Genomic DNA, 25581 nt, shown 5'->3' on the forward strand with positions numbered 1-25581 from the left:
TGCGGGGAGAGGTACCTATGCGCGATCGCCTGCTCGTTCTCACGGCCCTGGCCGCTTCCGTCACCGCGGCCCTGCTCAGCGCCCCAGCCTGGGCCGCCAACGTCACGGCCTCCCAGTTGCCTGGCCAGGGCCGGGTGGTTTCCGGCCAGGTAGGCGTCGGCCACCTTTCGGCCGGCAGCATGGATCTCACCTTGAACGGGCCGGCGGTGATCGACTGGGGCAAGGGCAACGCGCGCGGCGACATCAACGCCGGCGGCGTGGCCGGCTTCAACATCGGCTCGGCCGCCAAGGTGAACTTCAGCGGTGCCGCGGGCGCCGCCGTGCTCAACATCGACAGCAGCGGCAACCCCTCGCAGATCCTCGGCGCGCTCAATGCGCACGGTGCGGACGTCTTCGTCGCCAACGGCAACGGCATCATCGTCGGCGCCAAGGCGCAGATCCTCTCCGACCGCACGGTCGGGCTGATCGGCAATCGTCTGCTGCCGGGCGCGACGACCGGTTTCAACGGTTCCAGCGATTCGATCGTGCGCGACGGCAGCGGCGGCGACGTCACCGTGCTGGCGGGCGCGTCCTTCGGTGGCGGCGGCAGGGTGCTGATCGCCGGCGGCGGCAACGTCAACGTCGACCTGGGCGCGTTCGCAGGTCCGCTGGAGCTGGCCGCAGGACGTGCCGTGAGCCGTGGCGGCACCGACAACGGCAGCGCCGCGCTGAATGTCTCGGGGCACCAGCGTGGCCGTATCGACGGCTTCTCGTCCGCCGGCAGCGCGACCAACCTGGGCGTGCTCTCGCTGGCCCGCGCGCAGGTCGATGGCAGGCTCGTCAACCAAGGCACGCTGACGCTCGCCGATGGCTTCGCCATCCGCGGCAAGCTGGAAAACCGGAACACCCTCGACGCCAACGGCAACGTGACCGTCGGCGCCCTCAACAACAAGGGGCTGCTCACTACGCAGGGTGTGCTCACCTCGCGCGGCTGGGTCGTCAACAGCGGCCGCATCGACAGCCCGACCGCGGCCGGCGCGCTGCGCTCGTTCGGCCAGTTCATCAACGTCGGCCGGATCCAGGGGGTGAGCTACCTGGACGTGTCGCGCGGCAGCCTGGTGAACACCGGCGCGATCGCGCTGGTCGACGCCAACGACACCCAGGGCTCGCCGGGCGCCGTGCTGGTGCGCGGCGGCGACCTGATCAATGGCGGCAGCATCACCAGCGCGGTAGCCGCCAACGGCAAGCCGCTGTACGCCGACCTGATCGCCCAGGTCACCAACGGCAGCATCCGCAACCTCGGCCTGCTGGCCGACTTCGGCCAGATCGCCACCGGCTCGGACACGCAATCGCCCAATTTCCGCGCCGACGGCGACTACTCGATCAGCAACGCGGGCACCATCCGCGGCAATTTCACGATCGACGCCAACTTCAGCGCGCGGCTGCAGGACAACGCCTCCACCGGCAACTTCAGCAACACCGGCGTGCTGGACCTGCGCGCGCCGTATGCCAGTGCGGGCCGCAGTCTGTGGATCAACGCCCAGACCAATGTCGACCTCGGCGGACGGGTGTGGGCGGGAGGCAAGGCGCTCGGCCAGACCAACGCGCTGGACGGCGTGCTGATCGGCGCATCGACGGGCCGGCTCACCATCGCCACGCCGCTGGTCTTCTACGCCAACGGCAGCAACAGCGGCACGGCCTACCTCAGCGGCCAGCAGGTGCGCGTGGCGGCCAACGTGATCGGCGTGGGCAAGGGGTCCGCGATCTACCTCACCACCGGCCGCGCCAGCGGCGGCGGCTCCGACTACACCCTCGCTCCGGGCGCACAGCTGAAGGCCGGCGCGGTGTACGTCACCAGCCGCTAGGATCGCCGCCGCCAGGGGCGCGGCGATCCGCGCCCTTGTGGCCGCCCGGCGGGCCTATCTCATTGCGCTGTGCTGCGAATAGACCGCATGCCAGCCGCCGTCGCGATAGACGAACACGTCCGACGAGCGCAGGTGCTCGGGTGCGGGCGGCGGGTCGTAGAAGGAGACGATCGCCAGGTCGCCGTCCAGCAGCACGCGCGTGTCCGCGGGATGGGCCTTGAGGTAGGCGTCGATCTCGCGCATGGCGCGGTCCGAACCCTGGTTCTTGCGCGCGCCTTCCACGATGGCATGGCGGTCGTGGACGCGGCCGTCGGCGCCGACCGAACGGTAGGCCGGCAGCAGCATCTGCGCGAGCCAGGCGACGTCGCCGGTGCCTTCGGCGCGCAGCCAGTGGTCTTCCACCGCCAGCACGGCGGCCTTGGTGTGCGCGCCCTCATCGGCGCCGGCGGCATGCGCGTGGAAACTCAAGACCAGCAACAGGCCGCAGACCTGGGCACAAAGCATGGAACGAAGGTAGCGAAAGGACATGGCCGGTTCCGGTGGACGAGGTGCTCCGGATCGTGCCGTGACGACGGCCTGCGGTCGCGTGGGCGGTGACGAACACGACCGCGGCGCCGACGAGCGGCACCGCGGCCGGGACGAGTGGTCCGTCGTGCGTGCCCGCGAACTCAGCCGGCGTCGACCGCCTGGGCCTTGCCGCTGCGGACGGCCTGGTCGAGCAACTGGCGCATCTGCTGCTCGGCCTGGCGGCCGACCTGCTGCTGGCGCTGGGCGAGGGCCTGCTGCTGGCGTTCCAGTTCGGCCTGCTGCGCTTCGAGCGCCTGGCGCTGCGCCGCGGTCGATTTTTCGCTGGCCGCGCGGCGGGCTTCGATCTGTGCCTGCTGTTGCTCCAGTGCGCGCTGGCGCGCCTCGCGGACCTGCGTGGCGGAGTCCGGACCGGCCCCGGCTTGCGCCGCCTGTCCGGACAGCTCGGCCTGCTCGCCGGCCAGCTGCGCCTGCTCTTGGGCGTAAGCGGCTTCTTCGGCGGCCAGGCCCGCCTGGCGTCCCGCCAGTTCGCCTTGGCGGCCGGCCAGCTGGCCCTGCGCGTTCGCCATCTCGGTCACCGGCTGGTAGATCGCCTTGGCGCTGCGGATGATGGCTGGATCGCGCACCAGATAGGCCTTGGCGCCCTGGCGGAACCACAGCATCGGCTGGCCGTCGCGGTGCAGGCGACGTGCCTGTTCGAGGTCGCGGTCGCTGCCGTTGACGAACGCATCGTCGCCGTCGAACATGGCCAGCCCGTCGGGCGCATCGCGGTCGATGGAAACGTGGCTGTGGGTCGCGTGGAAGCCCAGTCGCCCGTGGGGCGGAGGCGGCGGAGGTGGTGGCGGCAGCGGCGCACGGGGTGCCGCCGGCGGAGGCGGAGGGAGCGGCGGCAACGGAGGCAGATAGCTCCCCGTCGGCCGTGCGTCCGAGGTGCGTGCGGCGGGCAACGCACGTGCGGCCGGTGCTGCGCGTGCGGCCGGTGCGGCAGAGGTGGCCGGTGCCGCCGAGGCAACCGGTGCGGTCGCCTGGGCCTCGCTGCTGCCCTCGCTGGCGGTAACGCGGTACGGCAGCACGCCGGCGACGGCGACCAGGGCCACCAGCAGCCAGCCGCGCGCGCGCGGGTTCGATTCGTTGACGCTTTGCTGCAGCATGAGCAGTCGCCTCTTTAAGTTGTCGAACGTGGGGGAAGCGCCGGCCAGGCCGGCGTGGAGGGGGTGGGACACGCCCAGCCGCAGCAGCAGCCGGCCGTAGGCCTGCACGGCCAAGGGGTGGTCGCGCATCACGCGTGCATCGCAGGCGGCCTCGCGATGGAGCGCGTACTCGCGCATCGCCCAGCGCACCGCCGGATGGAAGAAGAACAGCCGCTGCGCCAGCGCCGGCACCAGGCCCAGCCACAGGTCGCGCCGCGCCAGGTGCGCCAGCTCGTGCGCCACGGCCATCTCCCATTCGGCCCCATCGAGCGCCTGCCGCGCGGGCAGCAGCACCACCGGCCGCCACCAGCCGCCGACCTGCGGCGAGGCGATCGCCGCGCACTGGCGCAGTTCCGGACAGCGGCGCAGGCCCAGTGCACGCGCCTGGCGCTGACAATGCTCGCGCAGCGCCGTGTCGGCCAACGGTTCGGTGGCGGCGTGCAGCGCACGCGCCTGGCGCCACTGGCGGCCGAGCCGGGGCAGTTGCCAAGCCAGTCCGGCGAGCCAAGCGAACAGCGCAAGCCAGGGCCAGGCGGGGACCGAGCCGGCGCCGCGCGCCGCCGGGCGGGACGGCGCGACCAGCGGCAGCGTCTGCGACGACATGTTTGCCCGCATGGGTGGCAGCGGGTCCGGCGTGGACACGACCGCGGGGGCCTCGGACGCCTGTGGCGCGAGCAGCGGCAGCGCCAGCGGACGGTTCCAGGCCAGCCCGAGCAACAGCTGCAGCCCGACCAGCCACCACAGCGCGCTGCGCATGGCCGCCGGCAGCCGCGGTGCCAGGCGCAGCAGCAGCGCCACCGCGGCGATCAGCAGGCAGGCCTGCAGGGAGCTCCAGGCCAGGCGCTGGACCATTTCGCCGGCGACGCGGGTCAGGCTGTCCATGTCAGGGCTCCTTGCGGCGCGACTGCAGCTGGGCGACCAGCGCCTCGAGCTCGGCCAGCTCCTCGTCGCTGACCTGCGCGCGCTCGGACAGATAGGCGACGAACGGCGACACCGAGCCGCTCAGGGTCTTCTCCACGAAGCTGCCGACCGCATGGCGCATCGCCTCGCCCGGTGCGGTGGCGGGGCTGTAGCGGTAGAGGCCGCCGGTCTGGCGGCGCTTGAGGTAACCCTTGCCGCGCAGGCGCTCCATCATGGTCAGCACGGTCGAGCGCGCCAGGCCGCGCGCCTCGCCGAAGCCGCCGGCGACTTCGCCGACCGAGGCGGGGGCGTGTTCGGCCAGGTAGTGGAGCAGGGCGAGTTCCTGGTCGCCGATGGTGGGACGTGACATGGCGGACTCCTGACTACAGATGTAGTCAGACTAGTCTTGACTACATCTGTAGTCAATAGAACTTGTGGCATGCCGCGCAAAAAAAACGGGCGCCCGAAGGCGCCCGTCGTGATTCGGCCGCAGCCGATGGATCAGAACGAGTAACGCAGGGTCAGCATCGCCGACCAACGTGAGACCACGCGGCTGGGGTCGTAGAAGCCACCGTCGTAGGTCTGCAGCTGCTGCGGCTGGTAGTTGCCGTTCTTGTCGGTGGGCAGCGAGTAGACGTACTGGCCCTGCGCATTCACGCCGGCGTAGCTGGCGAGCGTGCGGGTCGGGTAGATGCCGGTGTTGCGCTGCTGGCCCCAGTTGCTGTTGAGCAGGTTGAGGAAGTTGTACACGTCCAGCCGCAACTCGCCCTTGTTGCCCTTGAAGATGCCGGGCACTTCCTGCGAGAAGCTCATGTCCAGCTCGTTCACCCAGGCGGTGTGCGTGCCGTTGCGGCCGGCGATCTGGCCGCGGTGGTCCTTGAGGTAATTGTCGTTGGCCAGGAACGCCTGGAACTGGTCGATCACCTGCTGGCTGGTGCCCGGTGCATAGGCCACCTTCGGGTCGTTGACCGACGGGATGTAGACCGGATCCCAACCGGAGATGCTGTCGCCGTTGGCGTCGTTGGCGAACACCCAGGTGTAGGGCATGCCGGTGTGGCCGCTGTAGAACGCCGACACCTGCGTCTTGTAGTCGCCGAAGAACGCATGCTGCCAGGTCAGCGAGGCCTTCAGCACCTTCGCCACGTTGTAGTTGGAGGTGGCCTCGACGTTGGAGTTGGGGTTCAGGCGGGCGATGCGCTGGTAGCCGTTGTAGGCGATGGTATCGGTGCCCGGGTCGACGTCGGTGGCATGGTTGAAGGTCAGGCTGACGTTGCCGAACCAGTCGTCGGAGAACGGCTTGCTGAGCGCCAGGGTCAGGCTGTCGGACTTGCCGCGGCTGGTGTTGGTCAGCAGCGTGGAGGCGGTGCTGAAGGCGCGGTTCTGGTTGGCCAGCGCATCGGCCGTCTTGGGCGCCTCGCCGGGGGTCTTCCAGAACTGCTCGCGGCCGTCCGGCAGCGTGCCGGTCGGCGCGCCGAAGTTCACCGCCTGATACAGGATGCCGTCACGCACCTTGATGTGCTGGTACTCGGCCGAGCCCACCAGGCCCCACCAGGGCAGCTCGCGGTCGAGCGCCAGGCTCATCTTCCACACGGTCGGCAGGCGGAAGTTCTTGTCGATCGTATCGATCGAGCCCGCGCCGCCGCCGGCCGGAATGTTCTGGTGGAACGGATCGGCGCTGAAGGGCGCGCTGGCCGGATTGAACGACTTGTAGTTGAGCAGGGTGACGCCGTTGTTCTGGAACGGGTTGGTCATCCACACCGTCGGCGGGTTGGTCTGGAACAGGCCGGCGCCGCCGCGCAGCTGGGTCTTGTACTGGCTGTCGAACGAATAGTTGAACGACACGCGCGGCTCCACCACGCGGTTGGACGAGCCGACCGTGTAGTTGTTCGGATAGCCGAAGGCCTGCGCGAAGGCGGCGTTGTAGACCGGCCGGTCGCTGGAGTGCGGGATGTCCATGCGCACGCCGTACTGCACCGACAGCGCATCGGTGACCTGCCAGGTGTCCTGCAGGAACGGGCTGACCTGGCTGTAGGTCCATTTGCCGGCGATGTCGTTGAGCGTGTAGCCCGGCGCCGGGTGGTACAGCGAGTACTGGTTGTAGTTGCCGGCGGCGAAGTTGGCCAGGCCCCAGAACGAGTACACGCCGAACTCGGCCTGGCCGAACAGGTTGTTGATCTTGTTGCGCTGGTAGTCGATGCCGCCCTTGATCGCGTGGTCACCCAGGTAGTAGGTGCCGGCCAGGAAGACGCTGAGCTTCTTGGTGTCGATGTGGTTGTAGTGGCGGTACTGCTCCTCGCCCAGGTTCACCGACGGGCCCTTGCCGGTCGACGACAGGTTCACGTTGACCGCCGGCTGCTGGAACGGCGCGGTGGTGTCCTGCAGGTACTTCTGGTAGCCGACCTTGGCCTCGGTGGAGAAGCTGTCGGTCCAGTCGTCGAACACGTGCGCGACGTAGTTGTCGGTGGTGATCGCCTTGGTATAGGTGTAGGAGGTCAAGCCCACGCTGCTCGGGCTGTTGCCGCCCACCGCCGGCAGCAGCTCCTTGGTGCGCTGGTAGGTGAAGCTGGCGCGGTGGTTGTTGGAGATGTTCCAGTCGATCTTGCCGAGGTAGCGCTTGTCGTCGTAGGTCAGCCCGGTCGGGCCGCCGAAGGTGCCCGGGGTGAGGCCCAGCTGCTTGGCCGTGTCGATGATTTTCTGCAGGTCGCCCGGGGAGACCTTGTTGCTGGTCGAGGGACCGTTGCCCAGCGTGTTGTCCAGGCCGTTGGCGGAGTCCGCGCCGATGCCGGTGGTCTTCTCGTGCTCGGCCGAGACGAAGAAGAACAGCTTGTCCTTGAGGATCGGGCCGCCGACGTTGAAGCCGTAGGTGGCGTCCTTCTGGTAACCCTTGTAGTGGTAGCCGGGGTCGCTGCTGGGCAGCCAGCCGGCATCGCCGACCAAATGGTTGGCGTTGCGGTAGGCGTAATAGACCGAGCCGTGGAACTGGTTGGTGCCGGACTTGGTGACCGCGTTGACGTCGGCGCCGACCACATCGGAGGAGGTGTCGTAGTTGGCGGTCGAAATGTTGTACTCGGCGATGGTCTCGGGCGAGATCGGCGACTTCTGGTAGGGCAGGCCATTGGCGTTCAGGCCGAACGGGTCGCCCTGGGTCACGCCGTCCACGGCGATGTTGTTGTAGCGGTTGTTCATGCCCGCGGCGGAGATCGCGCCGGTGCCCTGGTCGGTCACCGTGATGCGCGGGTCCAGACGCGCCACGTCGTCGATCGAGCGGTTGCCCTGCGGCGTGGCCTGCAGCTGGCGCTGCGAGATGGTGGTGGACAGGCCCTTGTTCTCGGTCGAGAAGGTCTGCTGCAGCGCCGAGGCCGACACGGTCACCGCGCCGAGCGTCTTGGCGGCCGCTTCAGCGCCGCCCATCGTGAGGTTGATCGAGGAGGGCTGGCCCAGCTGCAGGTAGACGTTGTCCTGCTCGGCGCCGGCCAGGCCCGGCTTGCTCACGCTGATCGCGAACGGGCCGCCCACGCGCAGGCCCTGCGCCGCGTAGCGGCCGTCGGCGTCGGTGGTCACCGTTTTGGTGGTGCCGGAAGGCTCGTGCACGATGGTCACGGTGGCGCCGGCGACCGGCTGGCCCTGTGCATCGAGCACGCGGCCTAGCGCTCCCGACGTGGTGATGTTCTGGGCGGCCACGGGGGCCACTGCCAGCAGCGAGGCGATGGCAAGCGGAAGGACGCGCGCGCGGATGATGGAGTTCATGGGTTTCCCGAAGGTTGTGACGGACACGTTCCTGTGCCCACGGCGGTGCCGTCTCCCGCAGGGGAGGCGGCGGACACGGTGGGGCACGGCGCCGGCAGGGCGCAGTCGGCGTATTGTAGGGGCCGCAACATGACAATCGAACGAAATCTTTACGCTCGCTTCAGCCCCTGTTCGGGTCAATCCGTCTTCCTCGCGCCCTGGCCGCAGGGCACGCGGGCCGCCTCGGTGGAAGATCACGCACGGCGCCGCGCAGGTGGTAGCCGAAGCCGCCGCAGCGCAATAGCCAGGTGCGTACGCACGTCGCCCCGCTCGCAGCCGCAGCCGCCACGCGGATGGCGGCAATCGATGCCGTTGATCCGCAGCTGCGGACCGTCGAACGGCACGGTGACATCGGCCAGGCCCATCGGTGTCTCCTGGTGGGCGAGGGTGCGGCTCTCAGAAGGTCATGTCGAACGCCACCTCGCCCTGCACGCCGACCTGGTAGGCGGACACCCGCCGCTCGAAGAAGTTGGTCAGCTCCTGCACGTCCTGCAGGTCCATGAAGTCGAATGGATTGGTCGCGCCGTATTTCTTCGGCAGCTCGAGCTGGGCCAGGCGCTGGTCGGCGCAATACTCGAGGTACTGGCGCATGTCCTTGACCGAGAGCCCTGCCACGCCGCCGGAGAGCACGTCCTGCGCGAACTGCGTCTCGCAGGCGATCGCCTCCTCCAGCATCTGCTCGACCTGCGCGCGCAGCTCCGCGTCGAACAGCTCCGGTTCCTCGGCGCGCACCGTGCGCACGACCTCGAAGGCGAACGCCATGTGGCCGCTCTCGTCGCGGAACACCCAGTTGGTGCCCGAGGCCAGGCCGTGCAGCAGCCCGCGTGAGCGCAGGTAATAGACGTAGGCGAAGGCGCCGTAGAAGAACAGCCCCTCGATGCAGGCGGCGAAGCAGATCAGGTTGAGCAGGAACTGCCGGCGCTGCTGGCGCGAATCCAGGCGAGGCAGGTGTTGGACCGAGTCGATCCACCGGAAGCAGAACTCGCCCTTGGCGCGGATCGAGGGGATCGCCTCGATCGCCGCGAACGCCCTGTGCCGCTCGGCGGGATCGGGGATGTAGGTGTCCAGCAGGGTCAGGTAGAACTGCACGTGCAGCGCTTCCTCGTACAACTGGCGCGAGAGGTACATGCGCGCCTCGGGCGCGTTGACGTGCTGGTAGAGGTTGAGCACCAGGTTGTTGGCGACGATGGTGTCGCCGGTGGCGAAGAAGGCGACCAGGCGCTGGATCAGGTGGCGCTCGGCCGGATTCATCTTGCCGTTCAGATCGTTAAGGTCGGGCGCGAAGTCGACCTCGTCCACGGTCCAGGTGTTGCGGATGGCGGCGCGGTACATCTCGTAGAAGGCCGGGTAGCGCATCGGGCGCAGGGTGAGGGCGTAGCCGGGGTCGAGCAGTTGGCTGGTCATGGGCGCCTCGGTAGGCATGATTGTTCCTTCTCCCTTCGGGAGAAGGTGCCCCGCAGGGGCGGATGAGGGTGCGGGACTCGCGTGGGCGCTGGGCCCTCCGATTTCGGCGCTGGCGCGCCTGCGCTCAGGGCGAACGGTGGTGGCGAGGACCAAGCCTCACCCCCATCCCTCTCCTGGCGGGAGCGGCTTTCAAGCCTCGCGGTCGTAGTCGTCGTGGACGAACTTGCTGATGTAGGTCGCCAGTCCCTCGCCGGCCTGCGCGAGGATCTGCATGTTCTGCACATGCTCGGCGCCGGCGTTGGCCGCCGAATACCGGTAGTCCTCGCCGTTGACGAACCGGACCTTGATCCAGTCCGTGCCGAGTTCGTAGCCGGCGACGCCCGAGTGACCATCCAGGTTGCGATAAGGCCGCATGCGCTTTCTCCCATCACTGGCAGGCCTCGCAATACTCAGGGTTCTCCAGTGAACAAAACACCGCTGCGCTTGCCTGTTGCTGGCTGGCAGGCGCGGCCACGGTGGTCTTGGCGATCCTGGTCGCCGGCCGCGAGCGCAGGTAATAGGTGGTCTTGAGTCCCGCCTTCCACGCGTACATGTACATCGAGGAAAGCTGCCCGATGTTCGGGTTCTCCATGAAGAGATTCAGCGACTGGCTCTGGTCGATGTACGCGCCGCGCGCGGCGGCCAGGTCGATCAGCGCCTTCTGCGGCAGCTCCCACACGGTGCGATAGACCTGGCGCAGCCGCTCGGGAATCACCCCGATGCCCTGGATCGAACCTTCGGCCAGCTTGATCGCGTCGCGCACGTCGGCCGTCCACAGGCCCAGCGTCTTCAGTTCCTCGACCAGGTGGCGGTTGACCACCAGGAAGTCGCCCGAGAGCGTTTCGCGCTTGAACAGGTTGGAGACCTGCGGCTCGATGCATTCGTAGCAGCCGGCGATCGAGGCGATGGTGGCGGTGGGCGCGATGGCGACCAGCAGCGAATTGCGCAGTCCGCCGGCTTTGATGCGCTCGCGCAGGGCGCTCCAGCGCGCCTCGTCGCCCGGCGCCGCCTGCGGCCAGTAGTCGAACTGCAGCTCGCCGCGCGCGGCGCGGGTCTGGCCGAAGCCCGGATGCGCGCCGAGCTGTTCGGCCAGCGCGCAGGATTCCTCCAGCGCATGGAAGTAGATCTCCTCGGCGATGCGCGTGGACAGCGCCAGCGCCTCGGCCGAATCGAACGGCAGCCGAAGCTGGAAGAACACGTCCTGCAGGCCCATCACGCCCAGGCCCACCGGGCGCCATTTGAGGTTGGCCGCACGCGCCGTGGCGATCGGGTAGAAATTGAGGTCGATCACGCGGTCGAGCTGGCGCACCGCCGCGCGCACGGTGGCGGTGAGCTTGGCGAAGTCGAAGGCGCCGTCGGCCACGTGCCGCGCAAGGTTGATCGAGCCCAGGTTGCACACCGCGGTCTCGTCGGCCGAAGTGACCTCCAGGATCTCGGTGCACAGGTTGGACAGGTGGATCACGTTGCCCGGCTCGGCGGTCTGGTTGCCGGTGGCGTTGCAACGGTCCTTGAAGGTCATCCAGCCGTTGCCGGTCTGCGCCAGGGTGCGCAGCATGCGCGCGTAGAGTTCGCGCGCCTTCATCGTCTTCATCGCCAGGCCGGCGGCTTCCGCCGCACGGTAGGCGCGCTCGAACGCCACGCCCCACAGGTCGGCCAGTTGCGGCACGGCCTTGGGATCGAACAGCGACCAGTCGCCGTCGGCCTCCACCCGGCGCATGAACTCGTCGGGCACCCAGTTGGCGAGGTTCAGGTTGTGCGTGCGCCGCGCCTCGTCGCCGGTGTTGTCGCGCAGCTCGAGGAACTCCTCCACGTCGGCGTGCCAGGGTTCGACGTACACGCAGGCCGCGCCCTTGCGCTTGCCGCCCTGGTTCACCGCGGCGACCGAGGCGTCCAGCGTCTTCAGCCAGGGCACCAGGCCGTTGGAGTGGCCGTTGGTGCCGCGGATCAGCGAGCCGCGCGAGCGCACCCGGGTGAAGGACAGGCCGATGCCGCCGGCGAACTTGCTGAGCTTGGCGACGTCCGCGTACTTGTCGTAGATCGCCTCCAGCGAATCGGCCGGCGAATCGAGCAGGAAGCACGAGGAAAGCTGCTCGTGCGCGGTGCCCGCATTGAACAGCGTGGGCGAACTGGGGATGTACTCCAGCGAGGAGAGCAGCCGGTAGAGCTCCAGCGTCTCGCCCACGTCCTGCCCGCCCAGCGCGCAGGCGATGCGCATGAAGAAGTGCTGCGGCGTCTCGATCACCTTGCGTGCCTGCGGGTGGCGCAGCAGATATCGGTCGTACACCGTGCGCAGGCCGAAGTATTCGAAGCGGCGCGTGGCCAGCGGATCGATCGCGTCGTTGAGCTTGCGCGCGTGGGCGGCGACGAAATCGCGCAGGCGCGCATTGAGCAGGCCGAGCTCGGCGCCGCGTGCGATGGACTGGGAGTAGCTCTGGATCTCCTGCCCGCGCACTTCCTTGTCGATGTAGGCGCCGAGCAGGCGTGCGGCGAGCTGGCCGTACTCGGGTTCCTCGGCGGTGAGCGCGGCGGCGGTGCGGATCGAGAGCTGGTCCAGCTCGGCCGTGGTGGCGCCGTCGTACAGGCCGCCGATGGTCTTGAGCGCCACGCGCAGCGGGTCGACCGCGTGCAGGCCCTCGGCGTTGCGCGTCACCGCGCGCACGATCTTGTTGACGTCCACGCTTTCGGTGGCGCCGTTGCGCTTGGTCACGCGCATCTGCGCGGGGTTGTGCGGCGGGGTGAGGGCGAAATCGTCGGCGCGCGCGGCCGTGCCGCCTTCGTGCGAAGGGTTGTCGAGGGTGTCCATGCGGATCTCCGGAAAGGGAAGCCGCCGCGCCGATGCGGAGGAGGGCGCACCGACGCGACGGTTCCGAAAACGTCAAACGCCTGCTCCCGCGCGCAGGGCCTGAGGTTTCCGCTTGCCTTGGGAACGCACGTCGCGCGGACAGCGCCTGTCCGCATGCGACGCGCCTCCCCGCGGAAGCGGCCACCCGCGCCGGGTCGCGCCAGGGTCGGACGGGCGCGTCTCAGTGGACGCGACCGCCGGCCCTGGGGGCCCGGCGTGCCGGCAGGTCTTCGGACTTGCGGACGCGGACCGATCGCATCGATCCACCTACTTGCCCTCGCTTCCCAGGCGCTGCGGCCCAGTGCATGTGAGGGCGTTCGTTTCCGCTTACCGCTGCGGGGCAGTTCCGGATTCGCACCGGATTCCCTTTTAAGCCCGTCCGACAGTCGCGTCTGGCCGGGCACCGACAAGGCACAACATATCGGTAGAAATGCGGGTGGTCAACCCAATATTTCGTGTTTCGAAGTGAATGGCCAGGAGTGCCCACCCACCCTTCGGCAGGCCCCGCATTCGCGGTGGAAGGCTCGGCAAAAGGCTGCCCGCGGACACGATCCTTTCCCCGTTCCACGGGGAAGACGCCCGAAGGGCAGATAGGGCGCTCTTCGCGCGAGATCCTCCATGCCGCATGCCGCGCTGCGCTCACCTGTCCGCCACGGCGCGCTGCCTATCGTCGCCGACCATACCCAGCCACAACGGGAGCGGACGATGGCCACCACGAAGAACGCCACGCGCGGCAACGGCAACGGCAGCGGCAAGGCGGTGACGAAAGAACGGCGCGTGCAATCGCAGATCGACGCCCAGGACAAGCGCAAGCAGCAGGCCAAGGCCGCCAAGTCCGCCACCGGGAAGAGCGCGGCCAAGAAGCCGCCGGGCCAGACCAGCCCGCGGCCCAGACCGCGCACGCCGCTGCCCGAGCAGCACCTTTCCAAGCCGGGCAAGGAGGCGAAGCTCGAGCCGCGGCCGCAGTTCAAGGCGCCCCAGTACCGCGGCAGCGGCAAGCTCGAGGACATGGCCGCGATCATCACCGGCGCCGACTCGGGCATCGGCCGCGCGGTGGCGGTGCTGTTCGCGCGCGAGGGCGCCGACGTGGCGGTGGTGTACCTGTCCGAGGACGAGGATGCGCGCGAGACCAAGCGCCACGTGGAGAAGGAGGGCCGGCGCTGCCTGCTGATCCGCGGCGACGTGAAGGACCCGCAGTTCTGCGAGCAGGCCGTGCAGCAGGCGGTGGACGCGTTCGGCCGGCTGGACGTGCTGGTCAACAACGCCGCCTTCCAAGAACACGCCGATGCGCTGGAGGACATCACCGAGGAGCACTTCGACCTAACCATGCGCACCAACATCTACGGCTACTTCCACATGGCCCGCGCCGCGCTGCCGCACCTGCACGAGGGCAGCGCGATCATCAACACCGGCTCGGAGACCGGCCTGTTCGGCAACGCGCAGCTGCTCGACTACTCGGCGACCAAGGGCGCGATCCACGCCTTCACCATGTCGCTGGCCAGCAACCTGGTGTCGCGCGGCATCCGCGTCAACGCGGTGGCGCCAGGGCCGGTGTGGACGCCGCTCAACCCGGCCGACAAGCCGGCCAAGCAGGTGGCCAAGTTCGGCCAGCAGAATCCGTGGGGCCGGCCGGCCCAGCCGGAAGAGCTTTCGCCCGCGTACGTGTTCCTGGCCGCACCCAGCTGCTCGAGCTACATCAGCGGCGCGATCTTGCCGGTGATGGGTGGCTCGACCGGTTGATGCCATGCACCTGACCGATCCCTGGTGGGTCTATGTGCTGCGCGGCGCCGGCGTCTACCTGGGCCTGCTGATCGTCCTGCGGCTGATCGGCAAGCGCGCGTTCGGCGACATGACGACATTCGATATCGTCGTGCTCATGCTGGTCGGCAGCACGCTGCGCATCGCGATCACCGGCGAGGACAAGTCGCCGCTGTCGGCGGTGATCGGCGTCATACCCATCTTCATCCTGGACAAGGCGATCGGCTGGGCGTGCGCGCGCTGGCCCTGGCTCGACCGTGTGGTGGAAGGCAAGGACAGCCTGCTCGCCCGCGACGGACGCGTGCTGGAGGATGCGCTGCGCCGGCACGACATGTCCGAGGCGGCTTTCCGCCGCGCGCTGCGCGAGAAGGGCCTGCACGAGATCGGTGACGTGGTCGAGGCCCGGCTGGAGGCCAACGGCAAGGTCAGCGTGCTCAAGGCGAGTCGGAACGGGGAGTGAGCCGCCTTCAGACGCTCGGTTCGCAATAAGCTTCGTAGGCCGGGTACAGCCGCTCCTCCTCGCGGACGATGCGCTGTCTGAGCACGGCCATCAACTGCTCCAGGCTGTGCGCGAAGGCGCGCGGGTCGGCGTCGCCCTCGCGGTAGGTGTCGAAGAAGGCGAGCAGCGCGGGCGTCAGTTGCTGCAACTCGCCGAGGTAGCGCTCCGCCAGCGCGGTAGTGGCGGGATTCGTTTGCAGCGCCGGGTAGATCCGGCTCTCCTCCAGGCTGAAGTGCGAAAGCATGGCTTGCTGCGCGCGCTGCAACCGTTCGCGTCCGTCGGCTCCGGCGATGCCGTGACGGCCCAGGTCGTCGAGCATCGCGACCAGTTGCGCATGCTGGTCGCGCAGGATATCGGTCAATCTCATGCAGTCCCCTCGCCATGGTGCCAATCGGCGGTGCGCTCGAGCCAGGCAGGTACGGCGGCGGCGGGCAGCGGCCGGGAGACGTGGAAGCCCTGTACCTCGTCGCAGGCCATTCGCCGCACCGCGTGGTAGATGCGTCGGTTCTCCACCCCCTCGACCACCACGCGGAAGCCCAGGTCGCGGGCCAGCGCGGCCATCGAGCGCACGATGGCGGCGTCGTGGCGGTTGGCGTCCATCGAGCGCACGAACGACTGGTCGATCTTCAGGCAGGTCGCCGGCATCTGGCGCAGCGAGGCGAGGTTGCTGTAGCCGGTGCCGAAATCGTCGATCGCGATGCCGGCGCCCAGTTCGCGCACGGCCGCCAGGTGCCGGCTGGTCGCGTCGTTGTGCAGCAGCAGCGTGCTCTCGGTGAACTCCAGTTCCAGCCCACGCGGATCCACGGCGTGGCGGCTCGCGACCGCTTCCAGGCGCGTGACCAGGTCGGCGTCGAAATCGGCGTTGGAGATGTTGATGGACAGGCCGATGTCGTAGCCCGCCCGGCGCCAGCCGGCCAGCTGCGCCACGCCGTGCTCGAGCACCCAGCCGGTCAGCGAGCGCATCAGCCCGGCGCGTTCGGCCAGCGGCACGAACTGGCCGGGCGGCACCTCGCCCAGGGTCGGATGGCGCCAGCGCGCGAGCGCCTCGACCGCCACGCAGCGGCCGTCGCTCAGGCGCACGCGCGGCTGGTAGTCGAGGTAGAGCTCGGTGCGTTCGGTGAGCGCCGCGGCCAGCTCGGTGACCAGGAAGAACTCCTGCCGGTGGCGCTCGTCCTGGCTGCGCTCGTACAGCGCCCAGCCGCGCGGGCTGTGCTGGGCGGCATGCGAGGCGCTCATCACCTGCCGCAGCGGGTCGGCGCCGTCGAGCCGACGCACGTCCAGGTCGAGCAGCCCGACGCCGGGCTGCAGCGTGAGCGGGATGTCCAGGCAGTCGAACGGGTTGCGCAGTCGCGCGACCAGGTCGTCCAACTGCTCAGCGCCCAGCGGCGTGTCGGCCTCGGGCAGCACCGCGGCGAAGCGCGTGACGCCGACCTGGTAGAGGCGCGTGGCGGGCGGCATCCAGGCCTGTACGCGCGCGGCGACGGCGCGCATCAGCTCGTCGGCATAGGGAAAGCCCATCGCCCGCACGAACGCGTTGAAGCGCTCCACCGGCGCGACTTCTATGACGATCAGCCAGGCGCGCTGGGCGCCGTTGAGCCGGCGCGCGCGCAGGTCTTCGAAGAAGGCGCTGCGATGCGGCAGCTGCGTCACCGGATCGGTGCGGCCGAGGTAGCCGCCCAGGACCACGCCCGCGCCGGCCAGCCGCGCGGCGTCGCGCAGGGCGGCGTGGCCGGCGTCGTCCAGGCCGGTGCGCGGTACCGGGTCCATCACGCACAGCGCGCCCACGTGGCGGCCGCTCAAGGTGTACACCGGCTCGCAGGCGAAGAATCGCAGCGCCGCCGATGCCGTGCCCGAGAGCGGCGGCGTGTCGCGGTAGCGCGCGTCGGCGGCGATGTCGGCCAGCACCTGGCCGGTGCCGCGGCGCGCCGCCTCCAGGTAGAGCGGGTGGAGCACGTGGGTATGCTCCGGATCGGCGTCGCGGCTGTACCAGTAGGCGCTGCCGTTGTTGAGCACCAGCAGGACGATCGCCACGTCCAGCGATGCGGCCGCCAGGCGAGCGATCGCGTCGAAGCCTGGTACGGCGTAGCCTTCGGCCGCCCGGTCGTCCGCGCCGGTGCCGGCGGTGTCCGATTCGGCGGAGGTCATGTCCGGATCTTGTTCCACCGTCGTCTGCATGGCGTTCCCCCTTCGTCCGACGTGGTGGGACTCGCGATAACCCTCTCAGGGTACTTCGGCGGCCTTTGCAGCCGCAATGCAAATTTGGGAAGGGTCGGCGGCAGCCGGTCCGGTCAATCCGGCCGATGCGGCAGCGCCAGGTAGTGCTCGCTCTGCATCTCGATCAGGCGCGACTCGGTGCGGCTGAACTCGGCACGGTGGCGCTCGCCGTCGTACAGCTCGGTGATCGGCGCGGCGGCCGACAGCACCAGTTTGACGTGGCGGTCGTAGAACTCGTCCACCAGCAGCACGAAACGCTTGGCGGCATCCTCGCTGTAGACGGAGAACTGCGGCACGTTGGAAACGATCACCGTGGGCATGGTGCGCGCCAGCGCGATGTAGTCGGCCACCGCGCGCGGGCCTTCGCACAGCGCCTCGAAATCGAACCAGATGACCCCGCCGGCGCGGCGGCGCACGGCGATGCTGCGGCCGTTGAGCTCGATCGCGCCGCCCTCGTGCGGGTCGTCCTGCGCCTGGCTCGCGAAGATGCGCGCCAGCGCGCGCTCGGCCTCGGCGCCGGGCGGCGTGAGGTAGACGCTCGCCTGGGTCAGTGCGCGCAGGCGCCAGTCGTGCGGCGAGACCATTTCCACCACCTGGCAGTGCCGCTCGATCAGCGCGATCGCGGGCAGGAAGCGGGCGCGCTGCAGGCCGTCCCGGTAGAGGCCTCGCGGCGCCGTGTTGGACGTGGTGACCAGCGCCACGCCGCGGCGGAACAGCGCGTCGAGCAGGTTGGCCAGGATCATCGCGTCGCCGATGTCGTTGACCAGGAACTCGTCCAGGCACAGCACGCGGCAGCGCGCGGCCAGGCCCTCGGCGACGTCCTCCAGCGGATCGGCGCGCTCGTCCAGCTCGCGCAGGCGCGCGTGCACCTCGCCCATGAAGCGGTGGAAATGCCGGCGCAGCGCCACGCCGTGCGGCAGGCTGGCGGCGAACAGGTCCATCAGGAAGGTCTTGCCGCGGCCCACGCTGCCCCACAGGTACAGGCCCTGCACCGGCGCCCGCGCGTCCTCGCCGAACAGCGACTTGAGCCGCCCGAGCAGCCCGCCGTCGCCGGGCGATGCGCGCAGCAGCGCATGCATGCGGTCGAACTGGGGCAGCACGGCCAGCTGGGCCGGATCGGCCTCCCAGCGATGGGCGATGACGCCTTCGTGGTAGCGGGCGGAGGGGGTCGTATCGATGGTCATGCAAGCGTTTCTGGGCGGGTATCCGGACCGGCTCCCGCGAGGCGGGAAGCGGTGCTGCGCCTGCTCACGCGCGGCGCGGCGGCAGCCACGGCTGCACGGCGTGCTTGACCGCCCCGCGCAGGTCCATCAGGCGGCGATGGAAGAAATGGCCGGTCTCGGGCATGCGCACCACTTCGGGCCTGACCGGCAGGCCGGCGATCCACTCGAATACGGCTTGCGGCTCGACCACCTCGTCCGCCTCGCCCTGCACGATCAGCCAGGGGCATTGGGGCACTTCGATTCCGCCCAGGGCGAAGCGCCCCGCCGGCGGCGCGATGCTGACCAGCGCCGCGGCCTTCAGGCGCACGGCGTTGCGGATGGTCACGTAGCTGCCGAAGGAGAAGCCGGCCAGCCACAGCGCATCGCCCGGCCGCATGCGGCGTGCCCAGTCGGCCACCGCAGCGAGGTCTTCGCTCTCGCCGTTGCCTTCGTCGTAGCTGCCTGCGGAAGCGCCGGTGCCGCGGAAGTTGAAGCGCACGGTGTCCAGGCCGGATTCGCGCAGGCTGCGCTCGACCATCGTCACCACCTTGTTGTGCATGGTGCCGCCCTGCACGGGATTGGGATGGCAGATCAGCGCCACGCCGGCGCGCGCCTCGGCGGGCGCGGCGACGTTGGCGATCGCCTCCAGCTTGCCTGCCGGGCCGGTGAGCGCGAAGCTCGCCTCTTCGTCGGGAAAGCTCGTGGGGTCGTCGGGAAAGGTGGTGGGCGTCATGCGCGCAATGATAACCGCCGGCAACGTGACGCCGGCGAAGCGCAGCGGGGCGTGCCGGTGAATCACCTGGCACACGCGCTGCTGGCGGGCGGCGACGACGAGCTGCGGCTGGGCGGCGTGCTGGGCGATTTCGTGCGCGGCGCGCCCGATCCGGCCTTGCCGGCGGGCGTGCGCGAAGGCGTCGCGCTGCACCGGGCGATCGACGGCTACACCGACCGCCATGCCGACGTGCTTGCCGCGCGCGCCCTGTTCCCGCCGCCTTACCGGCGTTACGCCGGCATCGCGCTGGACATGTGGTTCGACCACTGCCTGGCGCGAGATTTCGCGCGGTGGTCGCCGGTGCCGCTGCAAGGCTTCTCCAACGAGCTGCGGGCCCTGCTGCAGCGGCACGAAGCGCTGCTGCCGCCGGCGGCACAGCGCTTCGCGCGCTACATGCAGGCGAACGACCTGCCGGCGGCCTACGCCGACCCGGCCGTGCTCGATCGCGCGCTGGCGGGGATCGGCCAGCGTCTGCAGAGGGCCAACCCGCTGAGCGACATGCTGCCGCTGCTGCAGGCGCTGGACGCGCCGCTGCAGCAGCGCTTCGAGGCTTTCTTCCCGCAACTTCACCGGTTTGCCCAGGCCTGGGCCGCATGCGGACGCGTCGAGAACCCATCAGGAGATGAGCCGTGAACAACAAGACCCGAACTATCTGGTTTCCGGCCAAGCGCTACGGCTGGGGCTGGGGCTTGCCGATCACCTGGCAAGGCTGGCTCGTCCTGCTGGTCTGCCTGGGCATCGTCGCGGCAGCGGTGCATTTCGTCCCGCCGGATCGCGATCCGCTGGCGTTCGCCCTGGCGATCGGCGCGGCCGTCGTGGCGCAGTCGGTGGCGTTCTGGCTCAAGGGCGAGCGACCGCGCTGGCGCTGGGGCGACGATTGAGATCGAGGCACGTCCGGGGCCGGGCCATAACCCTCGCCAACGAAAACGCCGCCCGGAGGCGGCGTTGACGAGTGCCTGTCGATCCTGCGGCTTACTTGGCCTGGTCCACGATCCAGTGCACGGTGTTCTTGACCTGCTCGTCGGTGAGTGAGGGCATGCCACCCTTGGGCGGCATGAAGTTGCCGTCCGGGCCGTGGTAGCCCTCGGTCGCGTGCTTGACCAGGGTGTCGATGCCCTCCGCGATGCGCGGCGCCCAGGCGGCCTTGTCGCCGAGCTTGGGCGCGCCGGCCACGCCGGCGGTATGGCAGCTGTGGCAAAGGCCTTCGTAGATCGTCTTGCCGTCGGTGCTGCCGCCGAAGGCGACCTGCGCGGCGGCGGCCTTGGCGGCCGCTTCCTGCGCGGCGGCCATGGCGGCGCGGCCGGTGTCGCCCGCATACACCGCGCCGGCCGGGGCCAGCCGCTCGGCGATGTTCTGCGCGGCGTGCGGATTGGTTTCCTTCGGCTCGCGGGTGTAGATGGTGTACGCCATGATTAGCAACACCAGCGCCAGCACGTGAAGACCGGCGATCAGCCAGCCGAACTGGCGGATGAAGCTCTGGTCCGATTTGGTCAGGGAACCGCTCACGCAAGTAACTCCAAGTGATCAGTGGACATGCCGGCGCGCCCTTCGGGATGCCGGCGTCAGGCAGACAAGACGCCCATTATAGGGCAAGCGGGCAGCAAGTTTCAGGTCGCCGCCGGGGCGCGCCACCTTTGCCGGTGTCGTGGCGTACCATCGCGCCGGCCCATCCCCACATGCCATCGGTTGGGTGCCTTCGGTCATGGGGCACCCGTGTCAACTGGCATTGTCCAGGTCCGTTGCTGTAACCCTATCCTTCTACCCTACCGCAAGGAGCGCCAAGCGCGCGGCGTGCGGATCGACATCCATTCGGGAGTTTTTGCACATGTCGCGTTTTTGGAAGATCGCGCTGGCCGTCGTGGTGGTGCTGGTGCTGCTCCTGATCGGGCTGCGCCTGATGCAAAAGCCGGGCGGCCCGGGTGCGGGGCAGGGCAAGGCCCAGGGCAAGGAAGGCGAGCAGCCGCCCGTGCCGGTGACGGTGGTGCCGGTGGCGCGCCAGAACGTGCCGGTCTACCTGACCGCGCTGGGCACGGTGCAGGCGCTCAACACGGTGGCGATCAGCCCGCAGGTGAGCGGCAGGCTGCTGAGCCTGGAGTTCACCGAAGGCCAGCCGGTGAAGAAGGGCCAGGTGCTGGCGCAGATCGATCCGCGCAGTTTCCAGGCCACCTATGACCAGGCGGTGGCGCGCCGGCGCCAGGACCAGGCGCAGCTGGCCACCGCGCGGGCCAACTACTCGCGCAGCCAGGAGCTGGGCCCGAAGGGCTACATCGCCAAGCAGGACCTGGATGCGCTGCGCAACACGGTCAGTCAATTGGAGGCGACGGTGGCCTCCGACGAGGCGCAGATCCGCGACGCGCAGGTCTCGCTGGGCTATACCAAGGTGATCTCGCCGATCGATGGCCTGGCCGGCATCCGCGGCGTCGATCCGGGCAACGTGGTGACCACCTCCAGCACCATCGTCACGCTGACCCAGCTGCACCCGATCAACGTGATGTTCAACCTGCCCGAGCAGAACCTGGACATGGTGCGCCAGGCGGCGCAGGGCGGCGGCGAGCTGTCGGTGGCCGCGCTCGACCGCGGCGACGCGCACGTGGTGGCCGACGGCGGCGTGCTCAAGGTGATCGACAACCAGATCGACGCCAGCACCGGCACCTTCCGCCTGAAGTCGGAGTTCCCCAATGCAGACAACGCGCTGTGGCCGGGCCAGTTCGTCAACGTGCGGCTGAAGGTGCGCACGGTCGACGGCGGCCTGGTGATCCCGGCGCAGGCAGTGCAGCGCGGCCCGGACGGCGACTACGTCTACCTGCTGCAGGCCGACAACACCGTCAAGATGCAGCCGGTGAAGGTCGCCCAGGAAGTGGGCGACAGCGCGGTGATGATCGGCTCGGGCCTGAAGGAAGGCGAGCGCGTGGTCACCGAGGGCCAGTTCCGGCTCAAGCCCGGCAGCAAGGTCAACCCGCTCAAGCCCGGCGAGGTGCCGGCGGCCCCGAGCGCGGCGGAACTGGAAAAGGCCAAGAAGCAGGGTGGCGGCGGCGGTCGCCGCGGGCACTGAAGAACAACCAAGGTGGCAGGCGCACGATCAGAGCTTGCCCGGCGCCATTCCCGCGAAAGCGGGGCAGGCGACGTGCGACGTCCGCAAGGGCGAGCGCGGCGAACGATCCATCCGGCCTTCGCACGAGGTCCGGTGGATCGCATTCGCGGGAATGGGCGTCCAGGATGAGACGCCATTCGTGACATCGGGCGCCCGGCGCTCCCACCCAAATACACGGATCCGGACAAACCATGGGCTTCTCCACCCTCTTCATCCGCCGCCCGATCGCCACCTCGCTGCTGATGGTGGCGGTGCTGCTGCTGGGCGTGCTCGGCTACCGCCAGCTGCCGGTCTCGGCGTTGCCGGAGATCGACGCGCCGAGCCTGGTCGTGACCACGCAGTATCCGGGCGCCAGCGCCACCACCATGGCGGCGCTGGTGACCACGCCGCTGGAGCGCCAGTTCGGCCAGATCTCCGGGCTGTCGATCATGAGCTCGGATTCGTCGGCCGGGCTGTCCACGATCATCCTGCAGTTCAACATGGACCGCGACATCGACATCGCCGCGCAGGACGTGCAGGCGGCGATCAGCGCGGCCAAGGGCACGCTGCCCAACAACCTGCCCTACCCGCCGGTGTACAACCGGGTGAACCCGGCCGACGCGCCGATCCTCACCCTGATGCTCACCTCGGACAGTCGTCAGCTGCGCGAGGTCAACGACCTGGCCGACTCGATCATCGCGCAGAAGCTCTCGCAGGTTCAGGGCGTGGGCCTGGTCTCGATCGCCGGCAACGTGCGCCCGGCCGTGCGCGTGCAGGTCAATCCCTCACAGCTGTCCAACCTGGGGCTCACCCTGGAGGACGTGCGCGCCGCGCTGACCGCGGCCAACGTCAACGCGCCCAAGGGCACGCTGAACGGCGCCACGCAGAGCTACTCGATCGGCACCAACGACCAGCTCACCGACGCGGCCGCCTATGGCCAGACCATCATCAGCTACAAGGACAACGCGCCGGTGCGGCTGAAGGACGTCGCGCGCGTGGTCGACGGCGTGGAGAACGACCAGCTCGCCGCCTGGGCCAACGGCAAGCCGGCGGTGCTGCTGGACATCCGTCGCCAGCCTGGCGCCAACATCGTGCAGACGGTGCAGCAGATCCGCGCGGTGCTGCCGCAGCTGCAGGCGGTGCTGCCGGCGGACGTGCACCTGAACGTGTTCGCCGACCGCACGGTGACCATCCGCGCCTCGGTGCACGATGTGGAGTTCACGCTGATCCTCACCGTGTGCCTGGTGGTGGCGGTCATCTTCGTGTTCCTGCGTCGGCTGTGGGCCACGGTGATCCCCTCGGTGGCGGTGCCGCTGTCGCTGCTGGGCACCTTCGGCGTGATGGCGTTCACGGGCATGTCGCTGGACAACCTCTCGCTGATGGCGCTGACCGTGGCCACCGGCTTCGTGGTCGACGATGCGATCGTGATGATCGAGAACATCGTGCGCTACATCGAGCAGGGCAAGAGCGGCAAGGAGGCCGCCGAGATCGGCGCCAAGGAAATCGGCTTCACGGTGCTGTCGCTGACCGTTTCGCTGATCGCGGTGTTCCTGCCGCTGCTGCTGATGCCCGGCGTCACCGGCCGCCTGTTCCACGAGTTCGCCTGGGTGCTGACCATCGCGGTGGCGATCTCGATGCTGGTGTCGCTGACGCTGACGCCGATGATGTGCGCCTACCTCTTGAAGCCGGACCAGCTCCCGGAGGGCGACGACGCGCACGAGCGCCATGCCGCGGCCGGCAAGCGGGGCGTGTGGCTGCGCACGGTGGACTTCTACGGCCGCACGCTGGACTGGGTGCTCGACCATCGCCGCCTGACCATGCTGGTAGCCGGCGCCACCGTGGCGATCACGGTGATCCTCTACGTGGTGATCCCCAAGGGCCTGTTGCCCGAGCAGGACACCGGCCTGGTCACCGGCGTGGTGCAGGCGGACGAGAACATCGCCTTTCCGCAGATGGAGCAGCGGACCAAGGCGGTGGCCGACGCGTTGCACAAGGATCCGGCCGTCTCTGGCGTGGCCGCCTTCATCGGCGCCGGTTCGATCAATCCCACCCTCAACCAGGGCCAGCTCTCGATCGTGCTGAAGGATCGCAGTGACCGCGGCGGTCTGGACCAGGTGCTGCCGCGCCTGCAGCAGGCGGTCGCCGGCATCCCGGGTGTGGCGCTGTATCTCAAGCCCGTGCAGGACGTGACGCTCGATACCCGCGTGGCCGCCACCGAATACCAGTACTCGCTGTCGGAAGTGAACTCCACCGACCTGGCCAAGCGCGCCGAGCAGATGACCCAGGCGCTGCGCCAGCGCCCGGAACTGGCCGACGTGGACAACAACCTGGCCGACCAAGGCAACGCGCTCAAGCTGACCATCGATCGCGAGAAGGCCAGCCGCCTGGGCGTGCCGGTGCAGACCATCGACGACACCCTGTACGACGCCTTCGGACAGCGCCAGATCTCCACCATCTTCACCCAGCTGAACCAGTACCGCGTGGTGCTGGAAGTGGCGCCGGAGTTCCGCTCCAGCCGCGACCTGCTCAACAAGCTCACCGTGCGCGGCAACGGCAACGGCGCCCTGACCGGCTCGACCGCCACCAGCTTCGGCCAGCTGACCTCGGCCAACTCGGCGACGCCCGCAGGCATCGGCAACACCGGCAACGTCGGCTTCCAGGTCGGCGCCGGCGGCACCATCCCGATCGCCTCGCTGGCCACCGCCGAAGTCACCGCCTCGCCGCTGGTGGTCAGCCACCAGCAGCAGCTGCCGGCGGTGACGCTGTCGTTCAACCTGGCGCCGGGCTATTCGCTGTCGCAGGCGGTCGAGGCGATCCACGAAGTGGAGGCGCAGCTGAACTTCCCGCCGCAGGTGCGCGGCGAGTTCATCGGCAAGGCGGCCGAGTTCAACAACTCCTTGGGCGACGAGGTTCTGCTGCTGCTCGCCGCGATCGTGGTGATCTACATCGTGCTGGGCGTGCTCTACGAGAGCTACATCCACCCGCTGACGATCATCTCGACCCTGCCGCCGGCCGGCGTGGGCGCGCTGCTGGCGCTGATCCTGTGCGGCATGAGCCTGTCGGTGGACGGCATCGTGGGCATCGTGCTGCTGATCGGTATCGTCAAGAAGAACGCGATCATGATGATCGACTTCGCGATCGAGGCGCAGCGCGACGGGCTCAATGCCCGCGACGCGATCCGCCGCGCCTGCCTCTTGCGCTTCCGTCCGATCATGATGACCACCGCCGCAGCCATGCTGGGCGCCTTGCCGCTGGCGCTGGGCAACGGCATCGGCGCGGAGCTGCGCCGGCCGCTGGGCGTGTCCATTGTCGGCGGCCTGCTGCTGTCGCAGCTGGTGACGCTGTACACCACGCCGGTGATCTACCTGTACATGGAGCGCTTCTCCGACTGGCTGCGGCTGCGCCGCGAGCGGCGGGCGCTGGAGCGGGCCCAGGCCGACGCGCGCGCGGTGTAGCGTTCCTGCTCCTGCTGGTGCGGCCTGGCGGGAGCATGCGTGGCGCAGCGCTCCTGCTCCCTCTCCCCTCCGGGGAGAGGG

At 69.3% G+C, this 25581-nt stretch carries 20 protein-coding genes and 1 riboswitch; of the genes, 7 read left to right on the forward strand and 13 right to left on the reverse strand.

The window, feature by feature from the left end; all coding sequences use genetic code 11:
• Positions 1-17 precede the first annotated feature (17 nt).
• On the forward strand, positions 18-1844 hold the full coding sequence (locus VGU03_RS09315) for a filamentous hemagglutinin N-terminal domain-containing protein (protein WP_327480104.1): 1827 nt from the start codon (positions 18-20) through the stop codon (positions 1842-1844).
• Between the two features lie 54 nt (positions 1845-1898).
• Here VGU03_RS09315 and VGU03_RS09320 read toward each other — a convergent pair whose 3' ends face one another.
• From VGU03_RS09320 to VGU03_RS09355, 8 genes are all read right to left on the reverse strand, one after another.
• Positions 1899-2372 (reverse strand): nuclear transport factor 2 family protein, encoded by a 474-nt coding sequence (locus VGU03_RS09320; RefSeq protein ID WP_327480105.1) that lies wholly within the window; start codon positions 2370-2372, stop codon positions 1899-1901.
• Positions 2373-2512: 140 nt separating this feature from the next.
• Positions 2513-4441 (reverse strand): M56 family metallopeptidase, encoded by a 1929-nt coding sequence (locus VGU03_RS09325; RefSeq protein WP_327480106.1) that lies wholly within the window; start codon positions 4439-4441, stop codon positions 2513-2515.
• A gap of 1 nt (position 4442) precedes the next feature.
• Positions 4443-4829 carry a BlaI/MecI/CopY family transcriptional regulator gene (locus VGU03_RS09330; protein ID WP_327480107.1) on the reverse strand — a complete coding sequence of 129 codons (387 nt, stop codon included), beginning with the start codon at positions 4827-4829 and terminating at the stop codon, positions 4443-4445.
• A gap of 131 nt (positions 4830-4960) precedes the next feature.
• The gene (locus VGU03_RS09335; protein ID WP_327480108.1) at positions 4961-8206 is read right to left on the reverse strand and encodes a TonB-dependent receptor; all 3246 of its coding nucleotides are present in this window, start codon (positions 8204-8206) and stop codon (positions 4961-4963) included.
• A gap of 233 nt (positions 8207-8439) precedes the next feature.
• Positions 8440-8610, reverse strand: coding sequence for a hypothetical protein (locus VGU03_RS09340; protein ID WP_327480109.1), 171 nt, complete (start codon positions 8608-8610; stop codon positions 8440-8442).
• A gap of 31 nt (positions 8611-8641) precedes the next feature.
• Positions 8642-9649: a ribonucleotide-diphosphate reductase subunit beta gene (locus VGU03_RS09345; protein ID WP_327480110.1), complete on the reverse strand. Its 1008-nt coding sequence runs from the start codon at positions 9647-9649 to the stop codon at positions 8642-8644.
• A gap of 189 nt (positions 9650-9838) precedes the next feature.
• Positions 9839-10063, reverse strand: coding sequence for a hypothetical protein (locus tag VGU03_RS09350; RefSeq protein WP_327480111.1), 225 nt, complete (start codon positions 10061-10063; stop codon positions 9839-9841).
• A 13-nt stretch (positions 10064-10076) separates the two neighbouring features.
• A complete protein-coding gene (locus VGU03_RS09355) occupies positions 10077-12491 on the reverse strand; it encodes a ribonucleoside-diphosphate reductase subunit alpha (RefSeq protein WP_327480112.1) in 2415 nt (804 codons plus the stop codon).
• A 243-nt stretch (positions 12492-12734) separates the two neighbouring features.
• Positions 12735-12953, reverse strand: a riboswitch (cobalamin riboswitch).
• Positions 12954-13235: 282 nt separating this feature from the next.
• Between VGU03_RS09355 and VGU03_RS09360 the strand changes: the two genes are divergently transcribed.
• Entirely contained in the window at positions 13236-14270 is a 1035-nt protein-coding gene (locus VGU03_RS09360; RefSeq protein ID WP_327480113.1) for an SDR family oxidoreductase, read from the forward strand.
• A gap of 4 nt (positions 14271-14274) precedes the next feature.
• Positions 14275-14748 carry a DUF421 domain-containing protein gene (locus VGU03_RS09365; RefSeq protein WP_327480114.1) on the forward strand — a complete coding sequence of 158 codons (474 nt, stop codon included), beginning with the start codon at positions 14275-14277 and terminating at the stop codon, positions 14746-14748.
• A 7-nt stretch (positions 14749-14755) separates the two neighbouring features.
• Here VGU03_RS09365 and VGU03_RS09370 read toward each other — a convergent pair whose 3' ends face one another.
• The 4 genes from VGU03_RS09370 to VGU03_RS09385 all read right to left on the reverse strand — a co-directional run bounded on the left by VGU03_RS09370 (position 14756) and on the right by VGU03_RS09385 (position 18936).
• Entirely contained in the window at positions 14756-15154 is a 399-nt protein-coding gene (locus VGU03_RS09370) for a hemerythrin domain-containing protein (protein WP_327480115.1), read from the reverse strand.
• Positions 15151-16962, reverse strand: coding sequence for a bifunctional diguanylate cyclase/phosphodiesterase (locus VGU03_RS09375; protein ID WP_327480116.1), 1812 nt, complete (start codon positions 16960-16962; stop codon positions 15151-15153). The genes VGU03_RS09370 and VGU03_RS09375 overlap by 4 nt, the downstream gene beginning before the upstream one ends.
• 113 nt (positions 16963-17075) lie before the next feature.
• Complete coding sequence (zapE, locus tag VGU03_RS09380) at positions 17076-18185, reverse strand: cell division protein ZapE (RefSeq protein WP_327480117.1); 1110 nt, start codon at positions 18183-18185, stop codon at positions 17076-17078.
• Between the two features lie 64 nt (positions 18186-18249).
• Positions 18250-18936 carry an alpha/beta family hydrolase gene (locus tag VGU03_RS09385; RefSeq protein ID WP_327480118.1) on the reverse strand — a complete coding sequence of 229 codons (687 nt, stop codon included), beginning with the start codon at positions 18934-18936 and terminating at the stop codon, positions 18250-18252.
• A gap of 57 nt (positions 18937-18993) precedes the next feature.
• Here VGU03_RS09385 and VGU03_RS09390 point away from each other — a divergent pair, with 57 nt between their 5' ends.
• Both VGU03_RS09390 and VGU03_RS09395 read left to right on the forward strand, forming a co-directional pair.
• Entirely contained in the window at positions 18994-19608 is a 615-nt protein-coding gene (locus VGU03_RS09390; RefSeq protein WP_327480119.1) for an ACP phosphodiesterase, read from the forward strand.
• The gene (locus VGU03_RS09395; protein WP_327480120.1) at positions 19605-19856 is read left to right on the forward strand and encodes a hypothetical protein; all 252 of its coding nucleotides are present in this window, start codon (positions 19605-19607) and stop codon (positions 19854-19856) included. The genes VGU03_RS09390 and VGU03_RS09395 overlap by 4 nt, the downstream gene beginning before the upstream one ends.
• A 91-nt stretch (positions 19857-19947) precedes the next feature.
• On the opposite strand, the gene VGU03_RS09400 is transcribed toward VGU03_RS09395, so the two are convergent.
• Positions 19948-20469: a c-type cytochrome gene (locus tag VGU03_RS09400; protein ID WP_327480297.1), complete on the reverse strand. Its 522-nt coding sequence runs from the start codon at positions 20467-20469 to the stop codon at positions 19948-19950.
• Positions 20470-20800: 331 nt separating this feature from the next.
• On the opposite strand from VGU03_RS09400, the gene VGU03_RS09405 reads away from it, so the two are divergent.
• Both VGU03_RS09405 and VGU03_RS09410 read left to right on the forward strand, forming a co-directional pair.
• Positions 20801-22027, forward strand: coding sequence for an efflux RND transporter periplasmic adaptor subunit (locus tag VGU03_RS09405; RefSeq protein ID WP_327480121.1), 1227 nt, complete (start codon positions 20801-20803; stop codon positions 22025-22027).
• 230 nt (positions 22028-22257) lie between these two features.
• Positions 22258-25500: an efflux RND transporter permease subunit gene (locus VGU03_RS09410; RefSeq protein WP_327480122.1), complete on the forward strand. Its 3243-nt coding sequence runs from the start codon at positions 22258-22260 to the stop codon at positions 25498-25500.
• The last annotated feature ends 81 nt before the right edge of the window (positions 25501-25581 follow it).

The organism is Frateuria sp. (assembly GCF_035944355.1).
GTDB lineage: Bacteria > Pseudomonadota > Gammaproteobacteria > Xanthomonadales > Rhodanobacteraceae > Frateuria_A.

What these genes read in the sequence shown, in the direction of transcription:
- VGU03_RS09315 (WP_327480104.1), top strand. Translation starts at nt 18, where the DNA reads ATGCGCGATCGCCTGCTCGTTCTCACGGCCCTGGCCGCTTCCGTCACC.
- VGU03_RS09320 (WP_327480105.1), bottom strand. Translation starts at nt 2,372, where the DNA reads ATGTCCTTTCGCTACCTTCGTTCCATGCTTTGTGCCCAGGTCTGCGGC.
- VGU03_RS09325 (WP_327480106.1), bottom strand. Translation starts at nt 4,441, where the DNA reads ATGGACAGCCTGACCCGCGTCGCCGGCGAAATGGTCCAGCGCCTGGCC.
- VGU03_RS09330 (WP_327480107.1), bottom strand. Translation starts at nt 4,829, where the DNA reads ATGTCACGTCCCACCATCGGCGACCAGGAACTCGCCCTGCTCCACTAC.
- VGU03_RS09335 (WP_327480108.1), bottom strand. Translation starts at nt 8,206, where the DNA reads ATGAACTCCATCATCCGCGCGCGCGTCCTTCCGCTTGCCATCGCCTCG.
- VGU03_RS09340 (WP_327480109.1), bottom strand. Translation starts at nt 8,610, where the DNA reads ATGGGCCTGGCCGATGTCACCGTGCCGTTCGACGGTCCGCAGCTGCGG.
- VGU03_RS09345 (WP_327480110.1), bottom strand. Translation starts at nt 9,649, where the DNA reads ATGACCAGCCAACTGCTCGACCCCGGCTACGCCCTCACCCTGCGCCCG.
- VGU03_RS09350 (WP_327480111.1), bottom strand. Translation starts at nt 10,063, where the DNA reads ATGCGGCCTTATCGCAACCTGGATGGTCACTCGGGCGTCGCCGGCTAC.
- VGU03_RS09355 (WP_327480112.1), bottom strand. Translation starts at nt 12,491, where the DNA reads ATGGACACCCTCGACAACCCTTCGCACGAAGGCGGCACGGCCGCGCGC.
- VGU03_RS09360 (WP_327480113.1), top strand. Translation starts at nt 13,236, where the DNA reads ATGGCCACCACGAAGAACGCCACGCGCGGCAACGGCAACGGCAGCGGC.
- VGU03_RS09365 (WP_327480114.1), top strand. Translation starts at nt 14,275, where the DNA reads ATGCACCTGACCGATCCCTGGTGGGTCTATGTGCTGCGCGGCGCCGGC.
- VGU03_RS09370 (WP_327480115.1), bottom strand. Translation starts at nt 15,154, where the DNA reads ATGAGATTGACCGATATCCTGCGCGACCAGCATGCGCAACTGGTCGCG.
- VGU03_RS09375 (WP_327480116.1), bottom strand. Translation starts at nt 16,962, where the DNA reads ATGCAGACGACGGTGGAACAAGATCCGGACATGACCTCCGCCGAATCG.
- zapE (WP_327480117.1), bottom strand. Translation starts at nt 18,185, where the DNA reads ATGACCATCGATACGACCCCCTCCGCCCGCTACCACGAAGGCGTCATC.
- VGU03_RS09385 (WP_327480118.1), bottom strand. Translation starts at nt 18,936, where the DNA reads ATGACGCCCACCACCTTTCCCGACGACCCCACGAGCTTTCCCGACGAA.
- VGU03_RS09405 (WP_327480121.1), top strand. Translation starts at nt 20,801, where the DNA reads ATGTCGCGTTTTTGGAAGATCGCGCTGGCCGTCGTGGTGGTGCTGGTG.
- VGU03_RS09410 (WP_327480122.1), top strand. Translation starts at nt 22,258, where the DNA reads ATGGGCTTCTCCACCCTCTTCATCCGCCGCCCGATCGCCACCTCGCTG.